The sequence below is a fragment of the Streptomyces sp. NPDC012935 genome (genome assembly GCF_042900345.1).
GTDB lineage: Bacteria > Actinomycetota > Actinomycetes > Streptomycetales > Streptomycetaceae > Streptomyces.
Window position 1 is genome coordinate 1 of sequence record NZ_JBIBBC010000018.1, and the last position, 25291, is coordinate 25291.

Consider the following 25291-nt stretch of genomic DNA (forward strand, 5'->3'; position numbering starts at 1 on the left):
GCATCAACGGCTCCCTGGAGTGCGACGGCAAGAACCCGGCGCAGGTCCAGAGCCGCGTCGACGCCTACCAGCGCTTCACGCAGATCCTCGGCGTCTCGCCGGGCAGCAACCTCTACTGCTGAGCCGGGAGTCGTGATGCGCAAGCTGAGATCCCTTGCCAAGGTCGCCCTCGGCGCCCTCGGCGCGATGACGCTCGTCGTGGCCCTCCCGGCGAGCGCCCACGCGAACGTCCTGACCCTGCTGCCGCAGAACGCCGACGGTCTGCAACAGACGTTCTCCCCGGCCTACGACTACGACGGCGACGGCTGCTACGCCACGGCCGCCATCGGCGCCGACGGCACCATCAACCCGGGCCTCAAGCTCGGCGGCGACGTCAACGGCAAATGCCACGACTACGCCCAGCTGGCCAACGCCAACACCTACTCCCGCGCGAAGTGCAACAACGGCTGGTGCGCGGTGATGTACGCGAGCTACTTCGAGAAGGACCAGATCACCCTCGGGCCGGCGGCCCTCGGGCACACCCACGACTGGGAACACGTCATCGTGTGGATCAGCAACAACCAGGCCGAGTACGTGTCGGTGTCCCAGCACAACACCTACCAGCTGGCGGCTCGTTCGGCGATCCGCTTCGACGGCACCCACCCGAAGATCGTCTATCACAAGGACGGCGTCTCCAGTCACTGCTTCCGGTTCGCGGGCACCAACGACGAACCGGCGGAGAACGCCACCGGCACCTGGTTCTTCCCGCGCTTGGTGGGCTGGGAGGGCTATCCGGCCGGATACCGCGACAAGCTCATGAGCGCCGACTTCGGCTCGGCCACGATCAAGATCGACGACGGCGACTTCCAGTGGGCTCTCAACTACGCGAAGCCCTCCGGGATCCCCTTCGACGCCTACGCGTGAGCTCGACAGTGCACGGCCCCGCAGGCGATCGCCTGCGGGGCCGTCCCTTTGGCGTGCGGTGGCTATGCCCCGCGCGCCTTGCGCGCCGCCCTGGCGAGGTCCATGTCGGTGGTCTCGGGGGCCAGGAACTGCGAGACCAGACCACCGAGGGCGAGCACGCCCGCACCTATCAGGAGCACGAACTCCGCCCCGAACCGCTCCAGGCCCATCGGCAGCAGGAAGGTGCCGATGGCCGCGCCGACCCGGCTCATCGCGGTGGCGAAGCCGACGCCCGTGGTGCGCAGGGCGGTCGGGAAGACCTCCAGGGGATACACGGCGGTCAGTGCGCTCGAAGCGGCGTTGAGGAAGATGAAGAACAGGAATCCGCCGACGATGACCGGCGTCGACGTCGGCCACAACGCGACCAGCGCCAGACAGCCGGCGGTGATCCAGAACGGCGGGATGAGCAGCCTGCGCCGGCCGATCCGGTCGACGACGAGGCAGCCCGCCGTCACGCCGGCCACAGCGGTGAAGGAGTAGACGAGCAGCGCCGCGACCGCGTTGTCACCCATGTTGAGGGCCTCGAAGACCTGGGTCCAGAACGTGCCGATGGCGAAGTACGGCAGCACCAGAGCCGCCCAGAAGACGCTCGCGAACACGGTGCTGCGCAGGTGCCGGCGATGGAACAGCGCGCCGAACCCCTCCTTCGCGGGGGCATCACGTTCCTCGAGTTCCGCGTCGACGTCGACCTCGATGCCGTACTTCTCGATCAGCGCCTCGGCCTCCTCGCGGCGCCCCTTGCTCAGCAGCCAGCGTGCCGACTCCGGGATGCCGCCGCGCAGCGCCACGCACACCACGGCGATGACCGCGCTGCTGGCCAGCGACCAGCGCCAGCCGCCGTCGACCTCGGCGAAGAGCGCGCCTACGACGGTTGCCAGCGCGTAGCCGACGTACCAGCTGATCTCCAGGCTGGCCAGCAGCCGGCCGCGGCCCTGGCGAGGCGCGTACTCGGACAGCAGCGGCGCGCCGATCGCGTACTCGCCGCCGATCGCCACGCCCATCAGCAGGCGGATCAGGAACAGTTGGAGTCCGTCGGCGACGAAGAACTGCAGGACCGAGCCGATCAGGAAGATCAGCATGTCCACCAGGAACACGGGGCGGCGGCCGAACCGGTCCGCGAGCCGCCCGAAGAGAGGCCCGCCGACGAAGATGCCGATCAGCGGGGAGGCACCGACCAGTCCTTGCATGAGGGGCGAGAGGTGGAGGTCGGCGGTGAGCGCGGCCATCGCCATGCCGATGCCGCCGATGATGTAGCCGTCGATGCCCTGCCCGATCTGGGTGGCGAGCTTCAACTTGGTGTGCAGACGGCGGCGTTCACGCGTGAAGTCGGGGACTTCCGGGGTGCTGGGCTGGTTCTGGGTCGCAGGCGTCATTGCCATGGGCGGTCCTTGTCCTGAGCGGCGTGAGCAAGAGGGAGAGCGGGGGAGAGCCGGGGGAGAGCAGGGATCAGAGCGGCCAGTCCAGAGCGATGTACTGCGTCTCCAGGAAGGCCTCGATGCCTTCGCGGCCGCCTTCCCGGCCGAGACCGGACTGCTTGACGCCCCCGAACGGCGCCGCGGGGTCGGACAGCAGGCCGCGGTTGACGCCGACCATGCCCGCCTCGAGGCGCTCGGCGATCCGCAGGGCGCGGCCGACGTCGCGGGAGTAGACGTACGAGGCGAGACCGTGCACCGTCGCGTTGGCGCGCGCCAGCATCTCCTCCTCGTCGGTGAACGTGCTGAGGGGCGCCACCGGTCCGAAGACCTCCTCGTGCAGGATGCGGGCCTCGTCGGGCACGTCGACGAGGACGGTCGCCGGGTGGAAGTGGCCGGGCCCGTCGGGCGTGGTGCCCTGCGCGGCGACCCGCGCGCCGCGCCCGAGGGCGTCGTCGACGAGCGAGCGGATCTTGTCGACGGCCGCCCGGTTGATCATGGGGCCGAGTGTGACGCCCTCCTCCAGGCCGGGGCCGGTCCGTACGGCGGCCATGGCGGCGCCGAACTTCTCGGTGAACTCGGCGGCGACCGACTCATGGACGTAGAACCGGTTGGCGGCGATGCAGACTTCGCCGCCGCCGCGCATCTTGGCATCCATCGCGCCGCTCACCGCCGCGTCGATGTCGGCGTCCTCGCAGACGACGAAGGGGGCGTTGCCACCCAGTTCCATGGTCACGTTGACGACGTTCGCGGCGGCCTGCTCCAGGAGCAGCCTGCCGGTTGCGGTGGAGCCCGTGAACGAGAACTTGCGGACCCGTTCGTCGCCGAGCCAGGCGGAGACCACCTCGGGGGCGCGGTCGGTCGGCAGGACGTTCAACAGCCCGTCGGGCAGGCCGGCTTCAGCGAGGAGAGCGGCGATGGCGAGAGCGGTCAGCGGTGTCTCCGGCGCCGGCTTGAGCAGGACGGGGCAGCCCGCCGCGAGCGCCGGGGCGATCTTCCGGGTGGCCATGGCGGCCGGGAAGTTCCAGGGCGTCACGAAGGCGGTGACGCCGACGGGGTGCTTGCGTACCACGTGCCGGAAGCCGCCGGCCGGTGCGTCCGCGAAGGAGGAGCCGATCCGGACCGCCTCCTCGGCGAACCACCGGAAGAACTCGGCGGCGTAGGCGACTTCTCCCGCCGCGTCGCGGTAGGCCTTGCCGTTCTCCAGCACGATCAGCCGGGCGAGGGGGTCCGCGTGCTCGCGCATCAGCTCGAAGGCGGTGTGCAGGACCTCCGAACGGCGCCGTGGCGGTGTCGTACGCCAGCCGGCGGCGGCGGACCGAGCCGCCTCGATCGCCGCGCGGGCGTCCTCCGGTCCCGCCGAGGACACCTCGCGGACCAGGTCTCCGGTGGCCGGGTCGTGGACGGGGTAGGTCCGTCCGTCGGCGGCCGGGAGCCAGCGGCCGCCGAGGAACACATCGCCTTCGGCGAGCGGGGCCTTGGCCAGGAGGTCGATGCCGGCGAGGTTCATGAGCTGCTCTTTTCTCCGTTCCGGACGGGGGCTCGTCCGATGCGCGGTGAATTTACGAGGGCGTCATGGGGCCGACAAGACAACCTCGGCGGATCGCAACCGTGGTTGCTGTGAGGGCAACTCGCTCGCAGGCCTTGCGCGGGAGCACAGACAACGGGAGCACAGACGGTGGTGGAGCCGTCAGGTCAGCCGGGCCCGCAACTGCGGAGTGCGCCGCGGTTCCCAGCCCAGCAGCGACGACACCCGCCCCGCCGCACGCGCTGTCGTACGCCCCGCGACGTCGAGGCGGTCGCCGAGCCGGGAGATGGGGGCGGAGATGTTGATGGCCGCGACCACCCGGCCTCGGAAGTCGCGCACCGGCGCCGACACCCCGACCAGGCCCTCCTCGAACTCCTCGCTCACCCGCGCGTACCCCAGCCGCTTGGCGTCCTGGATGAGGGCCCACAGCTCCTGCACCGGCATCTCACCGGTCGTACCGAAGCGGACGTACAACTCGTCGGGCGTCGCGTCGGCGAGCAGCACGCGGCCCGCGGACAGCCGCCAGGCGGGCACCCCGCGCCCCTCCCAGCCGTGGACACGGAAGGAGTGCCCGGAGACCGACAGCAGGGTGAGGACCTCACGCTCGCTGAGCACACACAGGTGGCTGGTCTCCTCCAGATCCGCCGACAGGGTGTGCATGACCGGCTCGGCCACCCGCACCAGGCGGCTCTCGGAAGTACGGGCCACCAGGGAGAACAGCCGCCAGCCCAGCCGGTACTCCAGGGTGTCGGGGTCACGCTCGACGATGCCCTCGGCGGCGAGCGCCTTCAGGGCCCGGGAGACCTGCGTCTTCTCGCGGCCCACCAGCTGTGCGAGGCGTACGACGCCGAGGCCGCCGGCGTTCTGCGCCTCGTCGGACGCGAGCGCCTCCAGCAGGTCGATGTCGCGGCGCAGGCCATGTCCGCGGGAAGCCGAGGAAGAGTCGGTCACGTGGGTCATCGTATGCGGGCAGACCGGCTGAGGAACCCCCAGGTCAGGGACGAAGTTGTCAGGAGAGCAACCGGCATTTCGATTCCCGCGACCGCCTTGCGACGAGGTGGCGACCGACCTAGATTCGCCGCATCGAGCCGGATGAACTGCGAGGTATGCGAGCTTTGCGCCCACTCGCCGGATCCACCGGCCGTCACAGCTCCCCGCTCCCGGAGATCCAGGAGATCCCATGCCTTCGCCCTTTGCCCCGACCGCGCTCATCGGCGAGTCCTTCGTCGGTGAGGGCGCCAACGCCGCCCACACGAACGTCGTGATCGGACGCAAGGGCGGCCCCGTCGAGACCGCCTGGGCGACGGCGCTGGCCACACCGAGCGCCGGGCACGTCCCCTTCATGACGGTCGTACGGCCGTCGGTGCCCGTGAAGCCGCTGACCCTGTTCGTGGCCAAGGCCGCCGCGGAGGGCGAACTGCACCAGCGTGCCACCTGGGGTTCCGCCCAGGCCGGACTGGCGCAGGGCATCTCGGACGCGGTCGACGCAGGGCTGATCCCCGCCGAAGAGGCCGACGACCTGCTGATCATCGCCGCGATGTGGATCAACCCCGCGGTCGACGACCTGGACGAGTCCTTCCGCAACCAGCGTGCCGCCGCCCACGACGCGATACGGGCCGCCGTGACCGGCACCCCCACCGTCTCCGACGTACAGGCTGCCGCCAAGCAGGGGCCGACGAACCCGTTCTACACGCCGACCGCCGAGGTGCTCGCCCGATGAAGATCACAGACATCACCCTGGACCGGCTGCGCCTCGAACTGGACCCGCCGTTCCGCGCCGCCTGGGACCCCGAGCCGCGCCGGCACTTCGACGCCACGATCGTCCGCGTCCACACCGACGAGGGCATCACCGGCATCGGCTCCGGCGACCTCATGGACGGCTTCGAGACGTACAAGCACCTGTTCGTCGGCGAGGACCCCCTCGACATCACCCGGCACGTCAAGGCGATCGAGACCGCCAACTTCCACGGCGCCCACTACTGGCCCCTGGAAGCGGCCCTGTGGGACATCATCGGCAAGGTCCATGGCCGCCCCGTGTCGGAACTCTTCGGCAACGCGGCGAAGCGGCTGCCCGCATACGCCTCCTCGGGCGAGCTCAAGTCACCCGAGGAGCGTGTCGCCACGGCCCTGAAGGTGCGTGAGGCCGGCTTCCGCGCCATGAAGATCCGTATCGACCGCAACCGGATCGACGAGGGCGTCGCGGCGGTACGTGCCGTGCGCCAGGAACTCGGGGCCGACTTCGAGATCATGGTCGACCTCAACCAGTCCTGGCGGATGGCCGGCGACACGGCGAACGCCTCCGATCTCGCGGGGACCCGCAAGACCATCGCCCGCCTCGCCGAGCTCGACGTGTTCTGGGTCGAGGAGCCGCTGCCGTACGCCGACCTGAACGGCTTCAAACGGCTGCGCGCCGAGAACCCCGGCGTCCGCATCGCCGCCGGCGAGATGCACCACTCACCCACCGAGCTGCTGCGCTACCTCGAAGAGGACGCCCTGGACATCTACCAGATGGACGTGGTGCTCGCCATCGGCATGCACCGCGCCCGCACCCTGGCCGAGCTCGCGCAGCTGAAGCACCGTCAGTTCACCCCGCACAGCTGGACCAACGGCATCGGCGTGCTCGCCAACCTGCACGTCGCGGCGGGCGTCGGCGGCGGCCCCTTCTTCGAGTTCCCCTACGACCCGCCCGGCTGGACGCCCGAGCGCCGCGACTTCATGCTCGCCGAGCCCGTCCGCGTGAACGCCGAGGGCGACCTCGAGATCCCGGACAGGCCCGGCCTCGGCGTCGAGCTGGACGAGGACGCGATCGACCGCTGGAGGATCAAGTGACGTACACGATCGACGAGTTGCTGATGCGCAGCCACGGCGAGTGGCTGGCCGCCGCGAGCAAGCTCACCTTTGAGACGCGCCCGTTCATCGACGGCACCTTCACCGACGCGACCTCCGGCGACAGCTTCACCAGCGTCTCACCGCGCGACGGTTCGGTGCTCGCGGAGGTACAGGCCGCGGGCGCCGACGACGTCGACCGGGCGGTGCGGTCCGCACGCGCCGCCTTCGAGGACAGCCGCTGGCGTGACCTGGCCCCGAGGGAACGCAAGAGCGTCCTGCTGCGCTGGGCCGACCTGATCCGGGCGAACGCCGAGGAGCTGGCGCTGCTGGACACCCTGGAGATGGGCAAGCCCATCACCGAGTCGGTGCGCATCGACGTGGACAAGGCCGCCGAGACCATCGCCTGGTATGCCGAGGCCATCGACAAGACGTACGACGAGGTGGCCCCGACCCCGGGTGACGCGCTGGCGCTGATCACCCGGGAGCCGCTGGGAGTCGTCGGCGCGGTCGTGCCGTGGAACTACGCGCTGCTGATCGCCAGCTGGAAGCTGGCCCCGGCGCTCGCGACCGGCAACAGCGTCGTCCTCAAGCCCGCCGAGCAGACCTCCCTCGCCGCCCTCCGGCTGGCGGCACTGGCCACCGAGGCCGGGCTGCCCGACGGTGTGTTCAACGTGATTCCCGGGCGGGGCGAGGTCGCGGGGCAGGCCCTCGGCCGGCACCCCGAGGTCGACAAGATCGCCTTCACCGGCTCGGCCGAGGTCGCCCGGCTGTTCCAGGTGTATGCGGGCGAGTCCAACGGCAAGCAGGTCGCCGTGGAGGCCGGCGGCAAGTCGCCGCAGCTCGTGCTGGCCGACGCAGACATCGAGGCCGCCGCGTCCGCCGTGGCGTGGGGGATCTTCTACAACGCGGGCCAGACCTGCAACGCGGGTTCCCGCGTCGTGGTCCACGCGTCGGTGAAGGACCAACTCCTGGACGCCGTACAGCGGATCACCGCCGACACCTTCCACGTCGGCGACCCGCTCGACCCGGCCACCGTCATGGGCCCCATCGTCGACGAGGCCCAACTGGCCAAGATCCTCGGCTACGTCGAGCGCGGCAGGACGGACGGGGCGCAGGTGCTCCTGGGCGGCGGACGCACCCTCACCGAGACCGGCGGCACCTTCGTCGAGCCGACCGTGCTCGACGGCGTGGCGAACACGTCCGCCGTCGCCCAGGAGGAGATCTTCGGCCCGGTCCTGGCCGTCGTGTCGTACGACGGCGACGTCGACGAGGGCGTAAGGCTGGCGAACCAGAGCGACTTCGGACTCGTCGCCTCCGTCTGGACCCGGGACGTCACGATCGCCCACCGCACGGCCAAACGGCTGCGAGCCGGCACGGTGTGGATCAACACCTTCGACGCCAGCGACGTCATCACTCCCTTCGGCGGGTTCAAGGCCACCGGCGCGGGACGCGACAAGTCCCTGCACGCACTCGACGCGTACACGGCACTCAAGACGACCTGGATCAACCTGGCCTGACCGGCCCGCCACCGCACTCCACCCCGTCACCTGCACACTTTTCACCTGCACACCCCTACAGAGCTGTAGCGAGGACAACGATGAGGATCGGTTTCATCGGACTGGGCAACATGGGAAGCCACATGGCCCGCCACCTGATCCACGCGGGCCACCTGGTCACCGTGCACGACACCCGGCCCGAGGCCGCCGCCGAGCACATGGCGCTCGGTGCGCGCTGGGCCGACACCCCGGCGGCATGCGCCGGCGATGCCGAACTGCTCGTCACGATGCTGCCGAATCCGCGCATCGTCGAGGACGTGCTGCTGCGCGGCGGCGCCGCCGAGGCGCTGCCCGAAGGCGCCCTGTGGATCGACATGTCGACCTCCACGCCGGCCGCCGCGGAACGGGTGGCCACCGAGGTGCTCGACCGGCGCGGCGTACGCCGCCTGGACGCCCCCGTCAGTGGCATGGCGCGTGGCGCCGAGGCCGGACGGCTGCAGATATTCGTCGGCGGGACGGCGGACGACTTCCGCATGTGCCTGCCGGTGCTCGAAGCCATGGGCGACCCCGACAAGGTGCTGCACGTGGGCCCGCTCGGCGCCGGCTACACGGTCAAGCTGATGATCAACCTGCTGTGGTTCAGCCACCTCGTCGCCACCTCCGAGGTGCTGGCCATGGGCGTGAAGGCGGGCGTGGACCTGGGCGTGCTGCGCAACTCGCTGCTCGCCAGCCCGGCCGCCTCGAACTTCCTCGAGAACGACATGCTGTGCGTCCTGGCCGACGGCGACTACGACGACTCCTTCGCCATGGCCCTCGCCTGCAAGGACCTCGGACTCGCCATCGACCTCGGCCGCGACGTCGGCGTCTCCACGGAACTGTCCGCGCTCGTGGAGCAGATCTTCCGCCGCTCCAAGGCGCATCACGGGGATCTGGCCGGCGAGATGAGCCCGGTCCGTCTCTACGAGGCCCTGGCAGGAGCGGAGTTCCGCCTCCCGAACCCGGCCGCCGCCCACGACGACGCGGCCCTGAGCCCCGTCTGATCCACGCTTTGCGTCTTGTCAGCCGGGCCGTCTCGTCCGCCGGGCCGTCAGGGTCGGCCCGGCGGCCCCGTCCCCTCCCTCCTCCGTCCCCCTCCGTTCCGTCCCTCCGTTCCAGAACCGTCCCTCTTCTCTTCCGAGCACCACACGTCCCGCCGCGTATTCAGGAGCCGAACGCCATGGGCGAGTCCCGCACCGACCAGCTGACCATCGACCCGACCTGCCGCATCGAGTTCGGCCCCGGCCGCATCGCACACCTCCCGGAGCTGGTCTCCTCCCTCGGCATGAACCGCGCGTTCGTCGTCACCGACCGGGGTCTGCGGGCCGCCGGAATCGTCGACCAGGTGCTCAAGGTCCTGGACGCGGCGGGCCTGGAGCACGGCGTGTACGACGGCGTCGGCGCCAACCCGTCCACCGGCAACGTCGACGAGGGTGCCGCCCGGGCTCGTGCCTTCGGCCCGGCAGTGGTCGTCGCCCTCGGCGGGGGCTCGGTCCTCGACGCGGCCAAGGGCATCGCGCTGCTCGTGGGCAACACGGACGCGGCGGCAGCCGACGCGGACGCGCTGTGGGATGCGCTCGACGGCCTGCCGCTGATCGCGATCCCCACCACCTCCGGCACAGGCGCGGAGACCAACGGCTTCGGCGTCATCGAGGACGCCGAAGCCTGCCGCAAGGTGTACATCGGCCACCCCTCGGTCAAGCCCCGGATCGCGCTCCTCGACCCGGAGCTGACGCTCGGCCTGCCGGCCCGGATCACGGCGGCCACCGGCATCGACGCCCTCGTCCACGGCATCGAGTCACTTGCCTCGCGCGGCGCCAACCCCGTCTCGGTGGCGTACGCGACCCAGGCGGTGGCCATGGTCGGTCGCTGGCTGCCTGCCGCCCACCGCGACGGCTCGGACCTGGAGGCTCGCGCCCAGCTGATGCTCGGCGCCCATCTGGCGGGCCAGGCCCTGACCATCTCCGGCCTGGGCCTGGTGCATGGCATCGGCCACGCCCTCACCGCCCACACCGGCACCCCGCACGGCATCGCCCTCGCCGCCGTCCTGGAGGAGGTCCTGGAGTTCAGCGCCCCGGCCGCCCAGGACGCCTACGAGCAGACCGCCCGCGCGCTTCGCCTCGCCCCGCCCGCCGACGGCGACTGGGCCCGCGCCGCGATCGACGCCGTGCGCGAGATCTCCGGCGCCCTCGACATCAAGCGGCCCCTGCGCGACCTCGGCGTCCGTCCCGACCTGCTGCGCCCGATCGCCTCCGGCGCCCTCGCGGACGCGGTGACCCGCAACGCACCGCGGCAGCCGACGGAGGGGGAGATCGTGGAGATCCTCGAAGCGGTGCTCTAGCCGCAGGTGTTCACGAGGGGCGCGGTCCAGTAGGTGACGGAGGAAGGACCTCGACGTACCCGTCGGTTCCGTGCACGCGGATCCGCTGCCCGTCCCGGATCAGCCGGGTGGCCTGCTCCACGCCCACGACGGCCGGCAGGCCGTACTCGCGGGCGATCACCGCGCCATGGGTCATCAGGCCGCCCACCTCCGTCACCAGGCCTGCGCTGCCGACGAACAGCGGCGACCAGCTGGGGTCCGTGAACGGCGTGACCAAAATGTCGCCCGCTTCGAGATCGGCGTCCGCCATGTCGAGGACGACGCGGGCCCGACCCTCGACGGTCCCGGCGGAAACCGGTAGGCCGACCAGGGCGCCGGCCGGCACGTCGGCGCGCCGGTACGCCCCGGTGACGGCCTCCCCGTCCGATGTGAGCACCCGGGGCGGTGTGAGCGCCTGATACGACCGGAACGCGTCCTTGCGCTGCTGGATGAGCCGAACATCCGCCCGGTTCGAGCGCACGACGTCGTGAAGTTCCTGGAACGTGAGGTAGAAGACGTCCTCCTGCTCAGGCAGCACACCTGCCTCCACGAGGCGCTCGGCTTCTTCCAACAGGGCCTGCTTGTAGACGAAGTAGCGGCTGATGATGCCGTACTTCGGGTACTCCCGGTATCCGATGAAGCTGCGGACCCGGTCGATCATCCGCTTGACCTCGTCGGCCTTCCGCTCCCCGTCCGGCAGGGCCCGCAAGCGTGACAGCACGTCCTGTTCTTTCTTCTGCGCCTTCTGCCGCCCTTGCTCGAATCGCCGCTCGGCGGCGCCCGGCTGGAAGTTCCTGACGTGGTCGAGGATCACGGGCACGAGCGTGGTGGGGCGTTCGCGCCAGCGTGGCCTCGTGATGTCGATCTCGCCGACGCAGCGCATTCCGTACCGCGCGAGGTAGGCCTCGATGGCGTCGCGCGACTCGGCCCCGCCTGGGAGCTTCGCCAGTTCGTCGAGGAAGCCGTCGTCCTCGACGCCCTGCAGTAACGCCACCACCTCCGAATGCGGGCGGATCACATCGGCGACGTCGAGCAGCGCCAGTCCCATCTCGGAGGTGATGTTGCCCGGGGCGGACAGCGTCAGCGTGTCAGCCGCGTTCTTCTCGCCCAGCCACTCCCACAGCTTGTCGTTGAGCCACCACGTGGCCTCCATCCCCGCCATGATCGCCTGAAGGTTCAGCGGATCACCGAAGACTCGCTTGTGCTCCTCGAACGCCTCCAGCAGGAAGTCGAACAGCGCCGGTCCGCTCTTCGTCCGGATGTCGCGTTCCAGGGCGGCGATGGTCTCCTGGCTGCGCTCGATCAGCGCGGTGACGATGGCCGGGTCCGGGTCGGTCTCGATCGGGGCGGGCGCACCCCCGGCCGGCGGCCTGCCGGGATCCGCGTCCGGGACCGACGGGACGAAGCCGTCGCGGTCGAGGACGGTCTCCAGAGCGTCCCTGATCAGCGGATCGCCTTTCCCCAGTACGTCCAGAAGGCCGGCGCGGCTCGCGGGCGAGGCCAGTCGCCGGGTGACGTCGACGAACAGCCTCCCGCCGGCCTCGTGCATCGGCACCATGGCCGTCAGCTGCCACATGGAGAGCCCCAGGGGCTTCATGGGGTCGGTCATCATCTGCCCATGACCGACCGAGACGTAGACGTGATTCTCCTGATCGCCGGTCTCCGGGATGGGGAACAGCGTCGTGATCGGCCGGCTCTGAACGATCTCGAAGTCATCGTCGACCAGGCACCACTCGACGTCCTGCGGGCGGCCGAAGTGCGCTTCGATCCGCCGCCCGAGCTGTACGAGCCGCACGACCTGCGCATCCGTCAGCGCCGGCAGTTCCTGGCGCCACGCGTCGATGGCCACTTCCTGCGTACCGCCGGCCGGGAGGGCTTGAACGGCACGCTGTTTGGCGGCGATCGCCTTGGCGACGACTTCGCCGTCCCGCACCTTGAAGACGTCCGGGTTCACCAGCCCGGAGACCAGGGCCTCGCCGAGGCCGAAGCCGGCGTCCACGGTGGCGACCTTCCGGTTGCCCGTGACGGGGTCGGCCGTGAACAGGATGCCGGCCGCGTGCGGGAAGGCCATCCGCTGCACGACCACGGCCATGTGGACCGTACGGTGGTCGATGCCGTTCCGCTGACGGTACGTCACGGCCCGCTCGGTGAACAGCGAGGCCCAGCACCGGCTGACGTGCTCGAGGATCGCTGTCGGCCCAACGACGTTCAGGTACGTGTCCTGTTGTCCGGCAAAGGAGGCCGTCGGCAGGTCCTCTGCTGTCGCACTGGACCGGACGGCGTAGGCGGACTGCTCACCGAGCCGGCCCAGTGCGCCGGTGATCGCCACCGCGAGATCGCCGGGGATGGCGATCCCCTCGATACACCTGCGAATCTGCGCGCTGAGCGTGCGGATCGCCTCCCGGTCATCGGGGTCCAGACGTGACAGCTGATCGAGGTGCTCGTCGATCGACGGCGCCTGCGAGATGATCCGTCGGTAGGCGTCCGTCGTCACGCAGAAGCCACCGGGCACACGGATCCCCTCGATCCGTGACAGCCCGCCCAGGTGCGCGGCCTTCCCGCCAACGACCGCGACCTGCGTCTCGTCGACCTCTTGGAGATCCAACACATACTGCTCAGTCACATCGCTACCAACTTTGTCGTCGACAACAACACACACGTCGTGCCCCCCCCGTTTGCGCAGGTTGTGGCATCGGCCGACGATTCTGCGCCGTGACCCGGGTCTTGCGGCAAGCCCCCCAGCGCGCTATAAGTTGAGAGTGGCAAGGAGAGTTCTCTCCTTGCCTTTTTCGTTGGGCCGTCCAATTGAGCTGACACCCGGATCCGGCACAGGCGATCGAGGCTAGCCGCTGCAAGGACGCCGCAGACATCCGTCGGGCAGAGCGGCGCCGGTGCTGCACAGGTATTCGATGGCGGCAGCGAGGGAATAGCAGTCGAAAAGCGCGGAGTGCTCTTCACCAGCTGCGGGCTTGGGGAGACCGAGTACCTGCCACAGGCGACCCACGTTGACTGTCGCCGTCTCCGGCGCGAGGGTGTTCAACCAAGGTCGGATATTCAGGAAATGGGCAGCGAGGTAACCATTCTTGACCTCTTCGCCTCGAGCTCGCGCCCAGCCCACGTTCTCGCCGAGAACCATCATGTCGTTGCCGTAGGAGAGCACGGACTCGCCCCGACAGAATCCCAGGAACTCGCCCAGTGCTTCTGACGGGGGAGTCGCCTCTCGATCCAACGTCTCCTGGTCGATGCCGGTGAGATCAGTGAAGTACGCCGAAAGCCGGGGATTGGCCAGGGGTTGCACCAGTGCCTCGAACTCCTCGACGACGGAACAGTCCTCGCGCAAGCGCAGTGCGCCGATCTGTACGATCTCGCGGAGCTGCCCCGGCGCCCCCCAGTCCCGCTCAAGTGCCCCCGGCCAGGACGTGAATTCAAGATCGAAAACAATGAAGGTGGACACAACGAGTCTCCCTGTGGCACAAGTCGCCGTCAGGTTACCCCGTCACGGAGTCGGCGTATTTCCTTCATTGCCTCATGTTCTGCCCGCCGCAACCTCCAAGCCCGCGCCGACGACCCCTGCACCACCCACTGGTGAAAGGACATCCGAACCATGACACCAGCCAGGCAAGGACCGCTGACCGGAAAGGACCAGGAGGCAATCGAGGCCTTCCTGCTCGACCGGGGGGCCGGCGGGATGCCGCACCCCGGCGGCACACTGTTGGAGCACCTGCAGCGCGTTCGGCGGCTGTTGGCCGAATGGGGAGCCGACCCCGAGGTCCAGGCGGCGGGTCTGTGCCATGCGACCTATGGAACCGACGGCTTCGCACCAGCACTGCTGCCTCTCACCGACCGGGCATCGCTCGTCGCGCTGATCGGTGAAAAGGCCGAGGCGTGGGTCTACTTGTACGCCAGCTGTGACCGCGCCACCGTCTATCCGCGCCTCGACGGTAACGCCGCAGTCGCCTTCCGGGACCGCTTCACCGGCCGTGAGTACAGCCCATCGCCCGACGACCTGCGGACCTTCCTCGAGATCACGGCAGCCAACGAACTCGATGTACTGACGCACAACGCGGAACTCGCCGAGCAGCACGGACCCGAGCTGTACCGCTTCCTCAAACGGACTGGCCCATTGCTGTCACCTGCCGCACAGGATGCGGTGGCCCGGCAGCTGGGATAGGTCACCGCGCCGATCGGGCTGTGATGGAGTCGGCGTGGCCGTCACCGACGCACAGGACGGGCAGGCCCGCCGCGCCCAGAGCCCTCTCACCCGGCGCCTCGGTCCCCGGTCCCATGCCGGTGAATCCGCAGGACGAACTCCCATCCCCGTAGGACTCGTTGACCCGGGCCGACCCTGGTGGGTGAGCAGATGAGCCAATGATCCACAACGCGGTTGGATTTGCCGGCATGGGACCATTGCCACGCGAGACCGTCGTCGACGTCCTTGAGGAACGGCTACGCGGGGACAGTCGCGCCGGGCGACCCCCGGCGGACAATTGTCTGCCTCACGAGCGCGAACTCGCCGACGAGTTCGGTGTCACGGGCGAGGGGAGGACCCTCGAGGAGGCCGTACGGCCGTGGGCCGTAACGGCTCAGAACTCGAATGCCGAAGCCCCCTGCGTTTCCTTGATGCAAGGATTCGCGAAGGTGTGCTCATAGTTCACGCGTATACCGCGCCATACGCCCTGAACAGTGACGACAATGGGGCGGTATTCCCTCGTGCAAGGCCGCCCGGTCTCATTTCCGCGGAGCGTGGCCAAGCGGTCGAGATCGCCGTTCACGCGGTCCAGGTCCGCACAGGCCTGTCGCGGGTCGGGGTGAGTTCCGGACGTGGTGTACGCGCAATTCAGCGATACTGCCCGCTCGGGCGCCGCCGTGGCGGCCCGCTCGCCGTGGCCGGTCGTCAGGACCAAGGCCGACGGGGCGTGGAGCGAGGCGGGGGCGCTGTGCGCGGGCACGCTCATGGGACCCGCGAGGGCCGCGGTGAGCAGGATTCCTGTTCCTGCCCAGCGTGTCATTGGTTGCATGGTGAATCTCCTTTCTGTTTGCGGTGCTCTTGCCTCGCAGTACCCATCTGCTTGCTCTCGTCTCAGGGCGGAAGAGTTGTAGCGCTTTCTGTCGTTGCAATTCAGACCCGGTTGCTTACTCAATCAGTGGCTTGATTGACTGAGTGGCGCGCACGGTTGAGGAGGTGCACGGCCTTTCACTGCGATAGCCGATTGAATGCGTGGCCGATGTGCGCGGGTGTGAAATGGCCTGAAATCTGTGAGCGTGCGTTCCGAAGCGGGTGGGTGCGATGGTGTACGGCGCAGGCCCGTTGCTGAGGTTGAATCCCCCGCGAGACTCCGGGCGGTCGGTGCTCAGCCCGCCTCCTGTGGATACCGCATGACCCCAGCGACTCCGGTGATGGCCTCGCTCTTGATTCACGTATCGGCGTGTCGTCAGGGCTCCGTGTCAGGACGGGGCGAGGACACAGAACTCGTGACCCTCCGGGTCGACCAGGCAGGTCCACGGGACGTCGCCTTGGCCGAGGTCGAGGTCGGTGGCGCCGAGGGCCCGCAGGCGGTCCACCTCCGCTGCTTTGTCGTCACCGGGGTACGGCAGCAGGTCGAGATGGACGCGGTCCGGCACGGCCTTAACGCCGGGCGTGCGGAGGAACTCGAGATACGGTCCGACACCCTTCGCGGAGCGCAACACCGCATGATCGTCGGTCACCTCGTGCAGGGTCCAGTCCATCGCCGCGTCCCAGAACCCGGCCATGGCACGCGGGTCTGCGCAGTCGACCACCACCGCGGCGATCGGCCCGGTGTCCCGGTAGATCTCCCGAGGCTCCAGCACGCAGAACTCGTTGCCCTCGGGGTCGGCGAGGACCGTCCACGGCACGTCACCCTGGCCCACGTGGGCGCGCGTCGCACCGAGAGCGTCCAGACGCGCGACCAACTCCGCATGATGTACCGCAGAGGTGGTGGCGAGATCCAGGTGCACACGGTTCTTCGTTGTTGTCTTGGGTTCCGGGACGGGAACGAAGTCGATGCCCACGGCGACCGGGTCGGGCCAAACGAGGCCCCCGGAGGGTCCGACGTAGGTGGTTACCCCGGGGCTGTAAGCAGTCCAGCCGAGCGCCTCCGCCCAGAACCGGCCGATCGCCGATGGATCAAGAGCTTTTATGTTCACCATCGCAGGTCGCAGCGCCACGCGGGCGATCCTACGCGCCCGCTCTGCAATGACATCCGCAGGTGTCGTTCCGCGAGCTCGGCACCTACCAGGATGGAGCGTTCTCATCCTGTCGGGACCCGCACGCAGAGGGCGGCGGCACTCAGGATGGCAGCCCATAGCGGGTGGCGATCGCGGCGGCACGGTTGCACAGGGAGTCGCGCAACCACTGCGGGGCCAGGGCTTCCGCATCTGTGGCGAGCTGCCACAGCGCCCATTCCGCGTGTCGTGAGTCCTGGAAGGTAACCCCCAGCCGCAGCCACCCGTCCGGGTCCGTTGCCTCGGCGCGGACGGCCACCGCGGTGCCCGCCAGGTCCTCCCGTCGAGCCGGGTCCACCCTTACCAGCACGGTGACTTGGTCGCCGCCGGTCCGGAACTGCGTGCTGCGCTCCTGCCAGGCCCGGTCCAGATCGACTTGGTCCGGTCGCTGTGCGGGTTCGTCGAGTTCCTCGGCGGCCAGCACCCGGGACAGCCGGTAGGTGCGGTCCGCGCCAGACCTCGTGGCCAGCAAGTAGCCCTGGTCGCGTACGGTGACCAGGCCGATCGGATCCACCGTGCGCCACTTCGGGGCCTGGTCCACAGCCGCGTAGCGGATGCGCAGTTTGTGTCCGGCGAACACTGCGCGCCGGACCTCGGCCACAACGGTGTCGGGCAGCTCCTCAGCGGCCACGCGGCGCGACAGAAGGTCCGTCTCCGGGTCGATGAGCAGTCGCTGCGCCGCGCCGGCTGCGGTGTCCCGATAGCTTTCGGGCAGCGCGTCCACCACCTTGAGCATGGCCGAAGCGAGCGCCGAGCCGAGCCCGAACACCTGCGCGCCGCGCCGTGACCCGGCCACCAGAAGGGCGAGCGCCTCGTCATGGTTCAGCCCGGTGAGCTCTGTCCGGAAACCGGGCAACAACCCGAAACCGCCGTGCCGACCGCGTTCGGCGTAGACCGGGACACCGGCCGCGGACAGCGCCTCCACGTCGCGCAGCACAGTGCGCGTGGATACCTCCAACTCGCGGGCCAGCGTGGCTGCTGACAGCCGACCGTGCCGGCGCAGCAACAGCACCAGCGATACCAACCGGTCGGCGCGCATACGAGAAACCTATCCAAATACGTGACACAGGATGTCGTAATTCGTTGGGAGCCTTTCAACACGACGCCAAAGACGGGCGGCCACCGAGCCGGTGGACCGCACTCACCGTCGATGAACCGAGTGGAGTTGATGTGGCTGTGGAGCGCACGACGGTCAACCCGTGGACGTGGTCGGTGGAGCTGGGTTACAACCAGGGTGAGATTGTCTCCGGACACACCCGGACCCTGTACTGCTCCGGACAAGCCGCGATGGGGGGTGACGGCAAGCCCCAGCATGACGGTGACATGGCGGCGCAGTTGGCGCTGAGCCTCGACAACCTGGAGGCCGTGCTCGGGGAGGCCGGCATGTCCCTGGTGAACCTCGTCCGGCTCAACGTCCACACCACCGACATCGACCTGCTTTTCCAGCACTACGGCGTGCTGGCTTCCCGGTTGGGCGCTGCCGGGGTGGCGCCGACCACCACGATGCTCGGGGTGACACGGCTGGCGATCCCCACCCTGATGGTCGAGCTCGAAGGGACCGCCGTCGCGTGATGCCGACGTCGGCGTAGGCCCGGGCGTCGTCCTGGGCGTGGGCGCCGGCTCGGCGTGCGGTCCGGTCCGGACGAACCGCTTTCCCAACAGGATTCGTTGACCTGAGGTCAACTCAGGTGGTTCAGTGGATGAGTCACTGATCCACAGCACGGTTGGGGGCCCGGATGGAAGCACTGCCACGCGAGACCGTCGTCGACCTTTTGGAGAAACGGCTGCGCGAGGACATTCTCGCCGGACGTCACCCGGCGGGAAGCTATCTGCCTCCCGAGCGCGAACTCGCCGACGAGTTCGGCGTCAACCGCACCACGCTCAAGCACGCGTTCGGCCGGCTGGCGCAGTCGGGGCTCCTGGAGACGCGGCACGGAGTAGGGACGCGCGTCCGGGATTTCCTGCGCCTGGGCGGAGCGGACCTGCTGCCGATGCTGGTCCGGCACAGTCCGGACTGGATCGGCGAGATCTTCGAGGTGCGGCGCAGTATCGGGGCGTTGATCGCGGCGCGTGCCGCTGACCGGGCCACCGAGGCCCAGGTCGCCGAGCTGCGGGTGCTGCTGGCAGCGGTCGGGGACGCGGACGGCGGCGACGACGTGCAGCTGGCGGACGCCGAGGTGCACCGGGCGCTCGCCCGTGCCACGGGCAACCGCGTGTATGTCCTGCTGACCAACACCCTGTTCAACGCCTACCTGCCCGTGCGCGCGGCGCTGGTCGGGCCCTTCACGGATGCCCGGGCGGCCCACGACCGCCTGGAATCGGTCATCGAGGCCGTCGCCGCCCGCGACTCCGAGGCGGCACGTGTCGCGGCGGGCGCCTATCTTGCGGCGACGGAACGCATCATGCTCGAGGGACTGGCGCGCTCCCGCGAACGCCGGGACGGTGCGCTGTGACCTCACGCGGAACGGAGTTCCGGGAGACAATGCTGGGTCGCGTGCACCTGAACGACGAGGATCACGAGCGCCCTTTGCGACTGGACCTCGTGGTGCGGTCCGATGACCTGATGCTGCCTCAGCGCACGACTCAGGCCCGCCTGACGGGAAGGGTGCGCATAGCCGGGCGGGCGGACGATGCCGAAGCCGCCGGTGAGTTGGAGATCTCGCCCCTGGCCCGCCGCAGGATCCGGTACCGGATCACGTTCGCCATGGAGGGCCGGCGCCTGGTGCTGGACGGCTGGAAGTCCATCTCGCCTGCGCGCCCTCTCGCTTCGATGACCGTGCTGCCGTACACCCTCTACGAGGAGGGCGAACGCGTGGGCGAGGGCACCCTGCGCTTCCCCCTCGCCACCGGGCTGTTGCCCTTCCTGACGAGCTTCCGCTTCCCACGCGCCACGCAGTCCGCACCCGCACCCGCACCCGCACCCGCCGGGCAGGATCTGGCCTCGCGCTGGGACGGTGAACCGGGGCGCACGGAGGTCTGGTACACGACCCTGACCGACCCGGCGACCGGCAGCGGAGTGTGGCTGCACCACGAAGTGGTGGCGCCCACCGATGGCTCCGGCGCCTACGCGCACGGCTGGGTCGCCGTCTTCCCGAAAGACGGCCCCGCCGAGCACGCACGCTTCGGCCCCGTGCCGTGGTCCGAGGACCAACAGGGCTTCGCCACCGAGGAGATCAGCGCGCGGCCCGGCCGTCTCACCGGCTCCGCAGGGCCGTTCACCTGGTCGCTCACCGAGACGCCCCTGAGCGGTTCGGTCCACACCTTTCCCCGCTGGTCGTGGCGGCGGCCCTGGCTGCCGGCCAGCCACATGCTGCCGGCCGCCCGTTGTCACTACAGCGGAACCGTCCGGTACGGAACCGAGGAGCTGCGGCTGGACCGGGCGGTCGGCGCGAGCGCCCGCATCTACGGCCACGGCAACGCGCGACGCTGGGCGTGGCTGCACGCGGACCTGGGCGGCGGTGACGTCCTGGAGATCGTTGCCGCGGTGTCCATGCGACGCGGACTCGACCGACTGCCACCGCTGGTGTTCCTGCGCCTGCTGCAGAACGGACGCACCTGGCCCCGTCGTGCGGAGCGCACCGCCGTGGGCTGGGCGGGGCTCGGCCGGTTCCGCGCGGACATCGGCCTGCCCGAGTGGCGCGTGGCTGGCCGCGCGGGCCTGCGCCGCATCCGGGTGACGGTGACCCAGCCGCCACAGCGGACGCTGGCCCTCGACTACACCGATCCCGACGGATCTGCGTCGGTCTGCCGCAACAGCGAGACCGCGGACGCCGTAGTCGGCGTGGAACGCTGGTGGGGCACATGGCGGCAGGAGGCCACCTGGCGGCTCTCCGGCACCGCCCACGCGGAGGTCGGCGACCGATGACTCCTTCAACTTCCCCTGGACTTACGGCTCTTGCCGCGGCGCTGCTCGCGGACGACGGCACGGCCGAGTGGACCCGGGCCGTGCCGCGGCGCCTCGAGACGCTCCTGGCAGCCATGCCCGCCCCCGCCCGCACCGCGATACACGGCGCGACCAAGGCCATCAACGCCTACGCCGTCGCCCGCACCGGCCGGCGGCTGCCCGCACTCGGCCCCGTGGAACGCGAGCACGTCATGGCGTCGCTCGCCTCCCACCGCTCCCTGCTGCCCCTGCTGGACGCGGTCAAGGTACCGGTGTTGTTGGCGGCCGGTACCGAACGGACGGCGCAGCAAGGCCCGCCGACCTCACTGACCGCCGCCGACGATCCACCGCTTGACTGCACTCCTTCCCGGGACTGGCCGACACGTTCCACCGCGGACGCCGTCGTCGTCGGATCGGGGGCGGGCGGCGCGATGGCCGCGCGGACACTGGCCCGCGCGGGACTGCGAGTCGTCATGGTCGAGGAGGGCGAGCACCACACCACCGCGTCGTTCGGGCGCAGGGCTCCGCTCGACCGCTTCACCGACCTCTACCGGGACGGCGGGGCCACGATCGCCCTCGGGAACCCACCGCTGGTCCTGCCCGTAGGCCGCGCGGTCGGCGGCACCACCGTCGTCAACTCCGGAACCTGCTACCGCACCCCGGACCACGTCGTCACCCGCTGGCTGAACCACCACGGATTCGACGTCGCGGAGGGCTTCGACGCACGCCTCGACGAAGTGGAACGCACCCTCCGAGTGGCACGGCAGCCGTTGGACGTCCTGGGCAACAACGGCCTGCTCGCCCTGGCCGGCGCGAAGGAGCTCGGGTGGGCCGCGGCGCCCCTGCGCCGCAACGCCCCCGGCTGCCGGGGCTCGTGCCAGTGCGTCGTCGGCTGCCCCACCGGCGCCAAACAGAGCGTCCAGCTGTCCGTGCTTCCTCAAGCCTGCGAGGCCGGCACCGCGATCATGACGGGCGCCCGTGTCCTGCGGATCCTCACCGACCGAGACCGGCCGGGCGGTCCGCGGGCCGCCGGAGTGGTGGTCAGCCGCCCCGACGGCAGTGAACTGGAGATCCTCAGCTCCCTGGTCGTGGTCGCCGCCGGCGCCCTGCAGACCCCGCAACTGCTGCGCCGCTCGGGCCTCGGCGGGCACCCCCGGATCGGCCGGAACCTCAGCGTGCACCCGGCCATCAGCGTCGCGGGCCGCTTCAGCCGCCCCGTCACCGGCTGGAAAGGGGTCCTGCAGAGCGTCGGAGTGGAGGAGCTGCACGCCGACGGCATCCTGATCGAAGCCACCGCGGCGCCCCCGGGGATGAGTTCGTTCGTGCTGCCGGGCGTCGGACGCGAACTGCGCCGCGAAGTGGAGGAGACGGAACAACTGGCGACACTCGGCGCCATGGTCGCCGACCGCCCCTCGGGCCGGGTCCTCGGCCGGGATCGCACACTGCTGCGCTACGACCTGGCGCCGCGCGACGCCCGCCGCCTGCTTCGAGCTCAACGCGCCATGGGCCGCCTGCTGTTCGCCGCCGGCGCCGAGGAAGTGCTGACCGGCGTCCCGCACGCCCCACGCGCTCGGACCCTCGAGCAACTGGAGGCGCTTCTCGACACGGTGACGGCGCGGCACCTGCACATGTCCGCGTTCCATCCCACGGGTACGGCCGCCGCCGGGACGGACCCGGAGCGGTCGCCGGCCGACGCAGAGGGGCGCCTGCGCGGCGTGCACGGTGTGCTCATCGCCGACGGGTCCGTGCTGCCGAGCTGCCCGAAGGTGAATCCACAGCTGAGCATCATGGCGGCCGCCCTGGGCGTTGCTGAGCACTTCGTGGCGGATGGCTGAACCAAGGACCGGCCGGGTCCGGGACCCGCCGGGCCCGGGGCCGACCGCGTGCGGGGCCGACCGGGTCCGGGACCGGCGCACTATGGCGCGAGCGAGTCGGCCAACTCGGCGATGACCTGCGCGTGGCACGGCTGAGGGACACACCAGCAGCCGAGCCTGCGGCCACGGAGGGCGGGCAGCAGTTCGAGCAGATCCGGGCGGCTCAGCAGATGGGCCCGGTACTTGTCGATCACCGCCTCCCGGGTGCCGTCCCGGCCGGGCCGGAAGGGACTGGCGAGCGGTGAGGCATCGAGATGCCATCCGCCGCGGTGCATCGCGCGCCCGACGTAGACGACGTCCGCGTAGTCCGGATCGTCGCGATGCCCTTTCATGTTGACGACCGTCGTCCGGTTCACGTCGTTCATAGGCACCCTCAGTCCGCGCCGGGCAGTGGGAAGACGGCGCAGGTGGCGGTCCCGTGCGCATACAGCTTGCCGTCGGCTGCACCGACGAGCCGGGCCTGCGCGGTCGCGGTGGTGCGACCGACGTGGACGGCGGTGCCCTCGCAGCGCAGCGTGGGAGTGGTGTCGAGTACCGGCCTGACCAGGTTCACACCGAGCTGGACGGTGGTGTAGGCACGGCCGGCCGGCAGGGCGGTCAGCACGGCGGTGCCGAGCGCGGAGTCGAGGAGGGTGGCCATAAAGCCTCCGTGGACCGTGCCCATGGGGTTGAAGAGATGTTCTCCCGGCTCGCCCTCGAAGACGGCCTGCCCGTCCTCGACCGCCACCAGGCGAAATCCGAGGGTGGTGCAGATCGGGGCCTCGGGCAGACGACCGTCCAGGCTCATACGGGCCAGCTCGATGCCCGTATGGCCGTCGGCTGCCGCGTAGCTCGCCGGCGGTTGCCAGGTGTGCGTACGTGAGCGGGATCGGGCGGAGGGCACCCCGTCGCCGGTTGTGCTGCCGCCCTTGGTAGCGGGCTGGGCCATGGTCTCTCTCTTCCTCGGTCTACCACTGTCGGCCCGGTCGGAGCCGTGGCCGATGCGTACCTGCGTGCAGGGAGCCGGGGGGGCGGGGCGGGGGGGGGGGGGGGGGGGGGGGGGGGGGGGGGTGGGGGGGTGTTTGGCGGGGTGGGGGGGGGGCGGGCCCTGGGTATCCCCCGCCGGCCCACCCCCCCGGGGCGCCGGGGCGGCGCGGGCGCCGGGGCGCCCGGGGGGGGGGGGCGGCGGCCGCCCCCGCCGGCCCGCGCGCGGCCGCCCGGCTGGTGGGATCAGGGAAGCTTGACCGCCAGGAGGTCGACCGGCCGGATGTCCGGTGCCTCACTGAGCATGGTCTCGGCGGCCCCCATCAGCGCGGCGGCGATCTTGCCCTGAAGGTGTCCTTGACGCCCCTGCTCGTCGGCGAAGGTGTCGAAGACCCCGAAGGTGGTCGCGCCCTGCCGGAACGCGAACCAGGTGACGGTGTGCTCCTCCTGCTGCGCCAGTCGGACGGCGTCCCGCAGCAGAGCCTCCACCTCCCCGGCGAACTCCGGCTTGGCCTCGATCCGGGCCAGCAGCCCCAGCTTCGTCATGCTGCATTCCTGTCTGTGGTCATGGCTGAACGTGCTGTTGTCTCTGGTCATCGGCGAACGTGCGGTGCTGGTACCGGGCACCGGATGTCGTCCGGACACCACAAAACTAGGCCGCCGCAGCCGCCTCGCCCAGCGTCGGAAACGACGCGTCCGATACGGTTTCCGTCATGGATGTAGCTGTACTGGCATACGACGGTGTGTTCGACTCCGGGCTCTCCGCCCTGCTCGACGTGATCGAGGGGGCGAACGCCATGCGCGAGGAACTCCCCACACCACCGCCCGCCTGGAAGGTCTCCACGATCGGCTTCCGCCGCCGGATCCGCACCGGAGCAGGGCATCTGGTCGAGACCCTCCCCATGGACACGGCGAAGAAGGCCGACCTGCTGCTGGTGCCCGCCCTGGCCGAACGACGGCCCGACGCCCTGATCGCCCATGTGTCGGGTCCGGCCGCCGAGCCGGTACGACGCCTGGTGGCCGCGACACGCGAACGTCGCATCCCCATCGCGTCCGCTTGCACGGGCACGTTCCTGCTGGCCGAGTCGGGGGTGCTGGACGGGCGCCGGGCCACGACGAGTTGGTGGCTCGCACCGTACTTCCGTCAGCGCTATCCGGCGGTGACCGTCGACGAGACCCGCATGGTCACCATGTCCGACGGGGTGACCACGGCCGGTGCGGCGTTCGGGCACGTCGACCTCGCGCTCGCGATCGTACGGATGAGCAGCCCGGCCCTCGCGGATCTGGTCGCGCGCTACCTCGTCGTCGACGAGCGGCCGTCGCAGGCGGCGTACACGATCACCTCCGCCCTTGCGCAGAGCGATCCCACGCTCGCGGCCTTCGAGCGCTGGGCCCGGGTGCACCTGGACCAGCCGATCTCGATCGCTGACGCGGCGCGCACCCTCGGCGTCAGCGAACGCACGCTCCAGCGCATCGTGCGTCGCACGCTCGGTACCTCACCCGTCCGCTTCGTCCAGGACCTCCGCGTCGAGCACGCCTCACATCTGCTGCGGACAACGGACCTGCCGCTTGAAGCCATCGCCCGCAAGGTTGGCTACGAACACGCCAACACCCTGCGCATCCTGCTCCGCGAACGCACAGGAGCGACGGCGAGTTCCCTGCGAGGGCGATGAGTTCCGGGCCGGCCGGGGGAGTGGTCGTGTGCGCGGAATCGGCGCGGCGGCTG

Annotated in this window: 24 protein-coding genes; 13 read left to right on the forward strand and 11 right to left on the reverse strand. The window is 70.2% G+C overall.

Features of this window, described 5'->3' with window-relative positions:
• Together ACFY5C_RS32815 and ACFY5C_RS32820 are read left to right on the forward strand one after the other, a co-directional pair.
• A partial coding sequence (locus ACFY5C_RS32815) for a glycoside hydrolase family 19 protein (RefSeq protein ID WP_389451659.1) occupies positions 1 to 122 on the forward strand: 122 nt, incomplete at its 5' end.
• Between the two features lie 13 nt (positions 123 to 135).
• Positions 136 to 903, forward strand: a complete 768-nt coding sequence (locus tag ACFY5C_RS32820) for an NPP1 family protein (protein WP_389451217.1) — start codon at positions 136 to 138, stop codon at positions 901 to 903.
• Positions 904 to 965: 62 nt separating this feature from the next.
• Here ACFY5C_RS32820 and ACFY5C_RS32825 read toward each other — a convergent pair whose 3' ends face one another.
• The 3 genes from ACFY5C_RS32825 to ACFY5C_RS32835 form a co-directional block, all read right to left on the reverse strand.
• On the reverse strand, positions 966 to 2321 hold the full coding sequence (locus ACFY5C_RS32825) for an MFS transporter (protein ID WP_389451220.1): 1356 nt from the start codon (positions 2319 to 2321) through the stop codon (positions 966 to 968).
• A gap of 67 nt (positions 2322 to 2388) precedes the next feature.
• Positions 2389 to 3864 (reverse strand): NAD-dependent succinate-semialdehyde dehydrogenase, encoded by a 1476-nt coding sequence (locus tag ACFY5C_RS32830; RefSeq protein ID WP_389451223.1) that lies wholly within the window; start codon positions 3862 to 3864, stop codon positions 2389 to 2391.
• Between the two features lie 180 nt (positions 3865 to 4044).
• Positions 4045 to 4842: an IclR family transcriptional regulator gene (locus tag ACFY5C_RS32835; protein ID WP_389451226.1), complete on the reverse strand. Its 798-nt coding sequence runs from the start codon at positions 4840 to 4842 to the stop codon at positions 4045 to 4047.
• A 220-nt stretch (positions 4843 to 5062) separates the two neighbouring features.
• On the opposite strand from ACFY5C_RS32835, the gene fae reads away from it, so the two are divergent.
• The 5 genes from fae to ACFY5C_RS32860 all read left to right on the forward strand — a co-directional run bounded on the left by fae (position 5063) and on the right by ACFY5C_RS32860 (position 10584).
• Positions 5063 to 5602, forward strand: coding sequence for a formaldehyde-activating enzyme (gene fae, locus ACFY5C_RS32840; protein WP_328883998.1), 540 nt, complete (start codon positions 5063 to 5065; stop codon positions 5600 to 5602).
• Positions 5599 to 6711: a mandelate racemase/muconate lactonizing enzyme family protein gene (locus ACFY5C_RS32845; protein ID WP_389451229.1), complete on the forward strand. Its 1113-nt coding sequence runs from the start codon at positions 5599 to 5601 to the stop codon at positions 6709 to 6711. The genes fae and ACFY5C_RS32845 overlap by 4 nt, the downstream gene beginning before the upstream one ends.
• Positions 6708 to 8228 carry an aldehyde dehydrogenase gene (locus tag ACFY5C_RS32850; protein WP_389451231.1) on the forward strand — a complete coding sequence of 507 codons (1521 nt, stop codon included), beginning with the start codon at positions 6708 to 6710 and terminating at the stop codon, positions 8226 to 8228. Before ACFY5C_RS32845 ends, ACFY5C_RS32850 begins: the two co-directional genes overlap by 4 nt.
• Positions 8229 to 8308: 80 nt before the next feature.
• Positions 8309 to 9247: an NAD(P)-dependent oxidoreductase gene (locus ACFY5C_RS32855; protein ID WP_389451234.1), complete on the forward strand. Its 939-nt coding sequence runs from the start codon at positions 8309 to 8311 to the stop codon at positions 9245 to 9247.
• Positions 9248 to 9423: 176 nt separating this feature from the next.
• Positions 9424 to 10584 carry an iron-containing alcohol dehydrogenase family protein gene (locus ACFY5C_RS32860; protein WP_389451237.1) on the forward strand — a complete coding sequence of 387 codons (1161 nt, stop codon included), beginning with the start codon at positions 9424 to 9426 and terminating at the stop codon, positions 10582 to 10584.
• A gap of 10 nt (positions 10585 to 10594) precedes the next feature.
• Here ACFY5C_RS32860 and rph read toward each other — a convergent pair whose 3' ends face one another.
• Positions 10595 to 13225, reverse strand: coding sequence for a rifamycin-inactivating phosphotransferase (gene rph, locus ACFY5C_RS32865; protein ID WP_389451240.1), 2631 nt, complete (start codon positions 13223 to 13225; stop codon positions 10595 to 10597).
• 219 nt (positions 13226 to 13444) lie between these two features.
• The gene (locus tag ACFY5C_RS32870) at positions 13445 to 14056 is read right to left on the reverse strand and encodes a 3'-5' exonuclease (protein WP_389451243.1); all 612 of its coding nucleotides are present in this window, start codon (positions 14054 to 14056) and stop codon (positions 13445 to 13447) included.
• Between the two features lie 150 nt (positions 14057 to 14206).
• On the opposite strand from ACFY5C_RS32870, the gene ACFY5C_RS32875 reads away from it, so the two are divergent.
• Positions 14207 to 14773, forward strand: coding sequence for a DUF6817 domain-containing protein (locus tag ACFY5C_RS32875; RefSeq protein WP_389451246.1), 567 nt, complete (start codon positions 14207 to 14209; stop codon positions 14771 to 14773).
• A 412-nt stretch (positions 14774 to 15185) separates the two neighbouring features.
• Here ACFY5C_RS32875 and ACFY5C_RS32880 read toward each other — a convergent pair whose 3' ends face one another.
• From ACFY5C_RS32880 to ACFY5C_RS32890, 3 genes are all read right to left on the reverse strand, one after another.
• The gene (locus ACFY5C_RS32880; RefSeq protein ID WP_389451249.1) at positions 15186 to 15620 is read right to left on the reverse strand and encodes a subtilase-type protease inhibitor; all 435 of its coding nucleotides are present in this window, start codon (positions 15618 to 15620) and stop codon (positions 15186 to 15188) included.
• 427 nt (positions 15621 to 16047) lie between these two features.
• Positions 16048 to 16788, reverse strand: coding sequence for a VOC family protein (locus ACFY5C_RS32885; RefSeq protein ID WP_389451252.1), 741 nt, complete (start codon positions 16786 to 16788; stop codon positions 16048 to 16050).
• A gap of 121 nt (positions 16789 to 16909) precedes the next feature.
• Complete coding sequence (locus ACFY5C_RS32890; RefSeq protein ID WP_389451255.1) at positions 16910 to 17884, reverse strand: helix-turn-helix transcriptional regulator; 975 nt, start codon at positions 17882 to 17884, stop codon at positions 16910 to 16912.
• Between the two features lie 137 nt (positions 17885 to 18021).
• Between ACFY5C_RS32890 and ACFY5C_RS32895 the strand changes: the two genes are divergently transcribed.
• From ACFY5C_RS32895 to ACFY5C_RS32910, 4 genes are all read left to right on the forward strand, one after another.
• Positions 18022 to 18417, forward strand: coding sequence for a RidA family protein (locus tag ACFY5C_RS32895; RefSeq protein WP_389451662.1), 396 nt, complete (start codon positions 18022 to 18024; stop codon positions 18415 to 18417).
• A gap of 164 nt (positions 18418 to 18581) precedes the next feature.
• Complete coding sequence (locus ACFY5C_RS32900; RefSeq protein WP_389451258.1) at positions 18582 to 19298, forward strand: FadR/GntR family transcriptional regulator; 717 nt, start codon at positions 18582 to 18584, stop codon at positions 19296 to 19298.
• Positions 19299 to 19339: 41 nt separating this feature from the next.
• The gene (locus ACFY5C_RS32905; RefSeq protein ID WP_389451261.1) at positions 19340 to 20710 is read left to right on the forward strand and encodes a hypothetical protein; all 1371 of its coding nucleotides are present in this window, start codon (positions 19340 to 19342) and stop codon (positions 20708 to 20710) included.
• Positions 20707 to 22563: a GMC family oxidoreductase N-terminal domain-containing protein gene (locus ACFY5C_RS32910; protein ID WP_389451264.1), complete on the forward strand. Its 1857-nt coding sequence runs from the start codon at positions 20707 to 20709 to the stop codon at positions 22561 to 22563. The genes ACFY5C_RS32905 and ACFY5C_RS32910 overlap by 4 nt, the downstream gene beginning before the upstream one ends.
• Before the next feature lie 80 nt (positions 22564 to 22643).
• On the opposite strand, the gene ACFY5C_RS32915 is transcribed toward ACFY5C_RS32910, so the two are convergent.
• From ACFY5C_RS32915 to ACFY5C_RS32925, 3 genes are all read right to left on the reverse strand, one after another.
• Entirely contained in the window at positions 22644 to 22958 is a 315-nt protein-coding gene (locus ACFY5C_RS32915) for a DUF4326 domain-containing protein (protein WP_389451664.1), read from the reverse strand.
• 17 nt (positions 22959 to 22975) lie between these two features.
• Positions 22976 to 23530, reverse strand: coding sequence for a PaaI family thioesterase (locus ACFY5C_RS32920; protein WP_389451266.1), 555 nt, complete (start codon positions 23528 to 23530; stop codon positions 22976 to 22978).
• Between the two features lie 281 nt (positions 23531 to 23811).
• Positions 23812 to 24111: a putative quinol monooxygenase gene (locus tag ACFY5C_RS32925; RefSeq protein ID WP_389451269.1), complete on the reverse strand. Its 300-nt coding sequence runs from the start codon at positions 24109 to 24111 to the stop codon at positions 23812 to 23814.
• A gap of 167 nt (positions 24112 to 24278) precedes the next feature.
• Here ACFY5C_RS32925 and ACFY5C_RS32930 point away from each other — a divergent pair, with 167 nt between their 5' ends.
• On the forward strand, positions 24279 to 25238 hold the full coding sequence (locus ACFY5C_RS32930; protein ID WP_389451271.1) for a GlxA family transcriptional regulator: 960 nt from the start codon (positions 24279 to 24281) through the stop codon (positions 25236 to 25238).
• Positions 25239 to 25291 lie beyond the last annotated feature (53 nt).